This is a genomic window from Neobacillus terrisolis (assembly GCF_051233475.1).
Taxonomy (GTDB): domain Bacteria; phylum Bacillota; class Bacilli; order Bacillales; family Cytobacillaceae; genus Bacillus_BU.
In genome coordinates this window covers 1-6,666 of record NZ_JBKFGH010000056.1, presented here as the reverse complement: position 1 = coordinate 6,666, position 6,666 = coordinate 1, and the positions used below count along the sequence as shown (strand labels likewise).

Sequence of the window (6,666 nt, the reverse complement as noted above, 5' to 3'; positions counted from 1 at the left end):
AATGGAACCTAAAAAAGATGACTCCTGTACAGTACAGGAATCATCTTTTACAGGTAGCCTAGGCCTTTTTTAAAATGTCCTTTACAAAGGGTACACTTTAACTTTGATTAGGTTTCTTTTTTTACTGTTTCCGAATAATTTATTTTATTTTGTACCCGAAGAAAACAAGATAGCCAAAATAACTATTTTTTATTAGAAAAATTAGCAATTGTCCCGGTCCTTTCAAATTCCTTTACATATAATGACAAGAAAGTAATTTTTCCAGGAGTTGAGGTCTTATGGATAAGCATGTCCTAGTCATTGCAGCTCACCCCGACGATGAAATTCTTGGATGCGGCGGAACAATTAAAAAGTTAATTAACCATGGTTATAAAGTAATTTCTGTTGTTGCTGCAAAGGGACGTAAGGAAGAGGAGCAAAATATTCAATCAGCTATGCTGAGGGCAAATGAAGAGCTTGGAGTAAGTGAAGTGATTTTTTTAAAGCTTCCTAATCTTTTATTAGAGACAATACCGCTAATTTCGATTAACAAACAAATTGAAGATCTGATGGACAGGTATAAACCATCGATTATTTTTACGCATCATTATGGAGATATCAATCGTGACCATCAAATTTTATGTCAAGCTGTTTTAACTGCAGCAAGACCGCTTCCAGGAAAAAATCCGGTTGAAATTCTTTGCTTTGAAACGGTATCTTCCAGTGAATGGAGTCAACGTACCAATGATAAAGAGTTCAAACCGTGTTATTTTGTTGATATAACCGATACAATTGATGATAAACTCAAGTCACTTAAGCATTATGATATTGAGATGAGACCATATCCTCATCCCCGTTCTTACGAAGGAGTGAAATATTTGGCTCGAGTGAGGGGGATGACCGTTGGAGTTGAGTATGCGGAAGCTTTTGAAATCATCAGGAGGGTTTGGAAGTGAATAACAAATTAAGTAACGACCTTCCCGCGCTGCCACCCCCGTATCCCTATCTGATCTCAGCAATGGATCAGTATTATAGTGGAACAGATTCATATAGTGAATATCCAGTTATTAAAAGTAAACCGATTCTCTTCTATAAAAATTCTTCAAAAAAGTTAAGGATATTAATTACAACATTTTGGAATTATCCTTTCGTAGGGGGACTTCAAAATTATATAAAGTCGCTAAAAAAAGGATTAGAGAAATTAGGCCATCATGTAGATGTCATTGCCCCAAACCAATTTTCTAAAAGTGAAACAAGCATTTTGCGAAAGAAAATTGCCCATTATTATAAACAATATTTTATCAACCGTTATGGTAGCTTTAGTGACAAGATTCTTAAAAATCTATGTGATCTTGTTCTTTATGAAATGATGTTAAGAAAAATAAATCTAAATCAATATGATATTTTTCATGCACAAGATCGTTTTACTGCCAACGTCTTGGGAAGATTAAACCAAAATTATCAAAAACCACTCCTTTTTACTCCGCATGGATTTATGACCCATACTAGACTGAAATTTAATTTAATCAAAAAAGGGTCGATCGAAGAAGTTTATTTTTCTGCTGTGGACCGCCAGGCAATCAAAAATTCAAATCATTCAATCATCTTAAGCCATGTATTTAGGCCAATTTTAAATTCTCTTGGTGCCGCGGACGAAAAAATGACAACGGTTTATACAGGAATTGAATTTGCCGGGAATAAAATCAAAAAGGAAAATTATTACCAGAATGACAAGATCATCATTACCTGTGTCTCGCGTCTTCGTCCGCGTAAAGGACATAAATATTTATTTGAGGCACTTTCGTATATCAAGAGTCAATTAAATAATGTTGAAGTCCGAATCGTTGGGGATGGAGAGATGAAAAACGAACTGGAGACTCAGGTTCAGGAGTTACAGTTAGACAATGTCTACTTCTTAGGGAGCAGAAATGACATAGCTGAGTTATTAAACGATTCCGATATTTTTGTTCTACCAACCACAAGTGATACTGTACCGATCTCGATCATTGAGGCGATGTTTGCACAACAGGCTATTTTAACTACCGATTGTGGTGGCATTCCTGAAATTATACAAGACCAATACTCTGGAATCATCGTTGAGCCAGCTAATTCTGAAGAGCTCGCAGAGAAATTATTACTTCTTGTAACTGATTGGACTTTAAGAGAAAAATTAGCTGAAAATGCTAAGAACGTTGCAGAAAAAAATTTAACAGCCATAAATATGTCCAAGAAAATTGAGCGTATTTATCTATCTTTAATATCACAGGAGGAAAAGGGATGAAACATGATATCCCCGCTGTTGTCCTTGATTTAAGTGCAACTGGTATCGGTATTGTTCGAAGTTTAGCTAAAAAAGGGATAAAGGTGTTTGCCTTTGATACTGAAGGAAAATATAAAATTGGAAAAACTCGATACGCAAGATGCGAAATATGTCCTGATCCAGTTTCTCAAGAGGAAGAATTGCTCCAATTACTGATTATATCAGGTCAAAAATTTCAACAGAAGGCCGTATTGCTTGCAGGATCTGATGATTATGTTTACTTTATTTCGAAAAATAGAGATCAACTCTCTCCATATTATCATTTCCTCTTACCAGAACATTCACTAATAGAAGCTGTACTAGATAAGCGTTTAACATATGAACTTGCATTAAAACATGACGTTCCATCTCCGAAAACCTTTTCAATACAAAACGAGCAAGAGCTTGAGCAAATCATCAATCAAATTTCCTTCCCATGTATCTTAAAACCAGTCAACTCCTCACATTTCCGTAAACGAATTGATCACCGTCTATATAAAAAAGCCATTGTTGTCGAAGAGAAATCACAGTTAAGTGAAGAATACCGTTTTTATCATTCATTCGGGGAGCTAATGGTTCAAGAAGTGGTCCCTGGGGAAGAGAATTGTATTTATTCAGTCAAAACATTTTTCGATGATCAGATGAATTTAATTGGCATTTGGATGAACCAAAAATTGCATCAATTTCCCCCTCAGTTTGGATCAAGTGCTCTTGCTCTCAGTGTTAGAGACGAAGAAATCATTGAATTTGCTGTGACCTTTCTTAAAAAAATGGCTTTTAAAGGTTTAGCAATCTCAGAATTTAAAAGAGATCCAAGAGATGGAACTCTAAAATTTATAGAAATAAATCCAAGAATGGGTTTAACACAATGGTTATCTATTGCCTGCGATGTTAATTTAACTTACTTATACTATTTGTCTGTTACAGGGCAAAATCCAGCGCCTATTACCAAACAAAAAGAAGGAGTCAAATGGGTTTATTTTGTACGTGATTTTCTTTCCTTTCGTCAAAAGCATAGGGAAGGAAAAATGTCGTTAAGCAAGTGGTTTAAGAGTTTGTCCGGGAAAAAGGTCGAGGCTTTATTTATGTGGGACGATCCACTTCCCTTTATTCGAAGTTTTATTTCCCACTTGCGAAATTTATGGGGAAGACGTTAAAAGTAGGCTTAGGAAGGAGGGGGAATTTACATTGAGCAGTAAGCAAGAGATTCTAAGGCAATGGCAGCATTTTAGATGGGGAGAAAAGTTTAGAGGTATTTTGGGTAACAAAGTGAAATTGGTGGAGGACAAAATAGTATGCCTTAAAAGTTCAAGGAAATCGACAAGTTTATGGAGCTTAGTCATTACAAACGGGTTGGACTTCATTCCAATCGTACTTAAAATTTATCTTCCTCCATTCAAACAAAACCGTATCGTTGAAATGAATATGTATAAGAAAGCGCACTCGGTTTATGATGAGATAATGCCGAAAATGTATTGGTTAGAATCGAATGTAAACAATGGGGAAATCTGGCTGTTCATGGAATATTTGGATCCTTTTACAAAACAAATAAAATTGACTCCAAAAACTTTAGCCGAAATAATTCCAACAATGGCAAAATTTCATGCTAAGACCTTTGAACAAAGAATTTTGAAATATGAAGACATTTTTGATAGTTGGCTACCCCATTATGATTCTAAATCGATGGAAATTGAAAGGACTCAGCATATAGAAAACACTATTGAGCATCTTGAGCAAGCAATAAAAGAGCCAAGTCTAAAAGAAATAGTAGGCCCAAGATATACTTCTTTACAAAAAATATTGAAAAAGGGTCCTCTATTTTTCCCCGAAATGATCGAGGCTGGTCAATGTCTCATTCATGGGGATCTCCATATCCATAATATTTGTTGGAGAAATACAAGGAACCGGACAGTGCAATTTATAGACTGGGAATCTGCGAAATACGCCCCATGTTGGTATGATTTGGTCGTACTTGTTGAATTGTTAATTGATTTTCGCGGAGATTGGCACAAGAAACAAGATGAGATAAGAAATCAGTGTGTAGATTTATATCGTCGAGAAATGCAAAAGCATGGAATAACATTCAAAGTCGACCCACTTAAATTAATGAAAATGACGTATTTACAAAGAGCGTTAGAAAAAAGACTGTTAAATCATTTGCGCAGGATGTTAAACGGAGAGCAAAGTATACTTATTAATCGGTACCTCGAAAAAATAGAAATGTGGGGGAAAGAGCTTGGATTATATCAATAATCTTAAAAATGAGGAGGATGACGGGAACGCTATATAGTTCCTCCTGAATAGATAAAAGGGAAGTGTGTATCGATGAAGGTACTAATAACAGGGGGAGCAGGATTTATAGGGTCCCACGTTGTCGATTTAGTAGGCCAAACAGGATATGAACCAGTTGTAGTGGACAATTTATCTACTGGTAAAAGGGAATTTATACACCCAAGTTATCGACTATATGAAATTGACATTACCTCTCCATTTTTAAAAGATGTTTTTAAAAAAGAAAAACCGGATGTTGTCATACATTTAGCCGCCCAGGTGGATGTAGCTTTTTCTATAAAGGATCCTGTTTCAGATGCCTCCCAAAATATCTTGGGTACAATCCATTTATTAAATTGTTGCCAAGAGTTTAACGTAAAAAAATTCATTTTTTCTTCTTCTTGTGCTGTATATGGTGAAAAGGATGACGTAAGTATAATGGAAACATCTCCACTTCAGCCTTTATCCTATTACGGTATTTCTAAATATACTTCTGAATTATATATTCAAACCTTTAACAAACTCCACCAACTTCCTTTCACCATTTTAAGATACGCCAATGTTTACGGTCCCCGTCAAACTCCAAAAGGCGAAGGCGGAGTCGTTTCAATATTTTTTAATAAAACGTTAAAAGGTGAGTCTCCGATTATATTCGGTGATGGAGGCCAAACAAGGGATTTCGTGTACGTCAAAGATGTTGCACTGGCCAATCTGTTATCTATTCATAATGGAAAAAATGAAATTTTTAATATTGGATGTAATTCAAAAACAAGTATTAACGAACTTTATAATAAGATCAAAAATTTATCTTCTAAAGATGTTTCAGCCATTTATATGCCTGCACGTGATGGTGATATACGTCATAGTAGATTGGATATCAATAAAGCTTCAACCATTTTAGGATGGCAGCCATCCTTTAATTTAGAGACAGGATTAGTTGAAACTTTAGCATATTATCAGTCAAAGTAGGATTTTTAATAAAATATGGTCAAATATGAAAAATATGAAAGTGTGGGTCAGCTTGAATAATTTTAATGGAAAAATAAGTATTGAAGATTTATCTGGATATAAGTTTATTGGGAAGGGAGGAGACGGAGCTGTCTATCAGTTGACAACAGAAGGATGCGTTAAAGTTTTTGCGGAGGAAGAAACTCAAAAAATGGAGTTAATGGCACTTCAATTAGGGCAATCTTCTCCTGTTATTCCCCGCCTTTATGGTTATGGAACAAATTATATTATAATGGAGTATGTGAATGGAATTTCACTTAAACGATATTTAAGAATAAATAAGCATTTGCCAGAATCGATTGCAGTTAAAATTTTATATATGTTAGATGAGTTGAAAGCTGTGGGATATACAAGAATTGATGTTGAAGTTCGCCACATTTTATTTAATCATATAGAAGAAATAAAAGTAATTGACCTTAAGAGGGCGTTAACTACGAATAGAACTGTACCTTATAAATTATTAACCGGATTAAGGAAATTTGGGTATTTGAATGAGTTTTTGAAACATGTAAAAAAGTTGCGACCTTCACTTATTTCTGAATGGAAAGATATAATGAATGATTAAAGTTATCAAAAGTTACAGTAGATTCCTTAATACTTGCGGATAAAAAACAGTCTAGTCTCTTGTTGAGGAAAGATTGTTTTTTTGTTGGAAAGATTAATACGAAAGGGTATGTATTTTATTTTAGAAAGGTTCCTATAAGGAAAACATTGGCGTTGAATGAGAGTACCCACCATGTTATTATTGATTAGCATTCTTTGTTGGTCAGGTTTTTGTGACAATCAAAATATTTTCGCAGAAGTTGACAACAAAACAAAACGATGATATATTAATAAAACGTCATCGCAACATGGTGACACGATAGGTTGAAAAATAATTCTTCGCAGAAGTTGACAACTGATCATCATCGTGTTATGATAATAAAGTTCGCTTCAAACGAAGTGAATATTAATTGCTCTTTGAAAACTAAACAAACAAACGTCAACAAACAATAAATATCGTGTTTCTTCTATATAATAGAAGTTCACGAGCCAACGTAACTTTATGAGCTAAATCAACTTTCTTGGAGAGTTTGATCCTGGCTCAGGACGAACGCTGGCGGCGTGCC

General features: G+C 34.8%; 6 protein-coding genes. All 6 read left to right on the top strand.

Features of this window, described 5'->3' with window-relative positions:
• Nucleotides 1–278: 278 nt before the first annotated feature.
• Nucleotides 279–935 (top strand): PIG-L deacetylase family protein, encoded by a 657-nt coding sequence (locus ACI48O_RS22660; RefSeq protein ID WP_435564079.1) that lies wholly within the window; start codon nt 279–281, stop codon nt 933–935.
• Nucleotides 932–2,260 carry a glycosyltransferase family 4 protein gene (locus tag ACI48O_RS22655; protein ID WP_435564078.1) on the top strand — a complete coding sequence of 443 codons (1,329 nt, stop codon included), beginning with the start codon at nt 932–934 and terminating at the stop codon, nt 2,258–2,260. The genes ACI48O_RS22660 and ACI48O_RS22655 overlap by 4 nt, the downstream gene beginning before the upstream one ends.
• Entirely contained in the window at nt 2,257–3,435 is a 1,179-nt protein-coding gene (locus ACI48O_RS22650; protein WP_435564077.1) for a carboxylate--amine ligase, read from the top strand. Before ACI48O_RS22655 ends, ACI48O_RS22650 begins: the two co-directional genes overlap by 4 nt.
• A gap of 31 nt (nt 3,436–3,466) precedes the next feature.
• Nucleotides 3,467–4,531, top strand: a complete 1,065-nt coding sequence (locus ACI48O_RS22645) for an aminoglycoside phosphotransferase family protein (protein WP_435564076.1) — start codon at nt 3,467–3,469, stop codon at nt 4,529–4,531.
• 72 nt (nt 4,532–4,603) lie between these two features.
• Complete coding sequence (locus tag ACI48O_RS22640) at nt 4,604–5,518, top strand: NAD-dependent epimerase/dehydratase family protein (RefSeq protein WP_435564075.1); 915 nt, start codon at nt 4,604–4,606, stop codon at nt 5,516–5,518.
• Nucleotides 5,519–5,552: 34 nt separating this feature from the next.
• A complete protein-coding gene (locus tag ACI48O_RS22635) occupies nt 5,553–6,122 on the top strand; it encodes a kinase (RefSeq protein ID WP_435564080.1) in 570 nt (189 codons plus the stop codon).
• Nucleotides 6,123–6,666 lie beyond the last annotated feature (544 nt).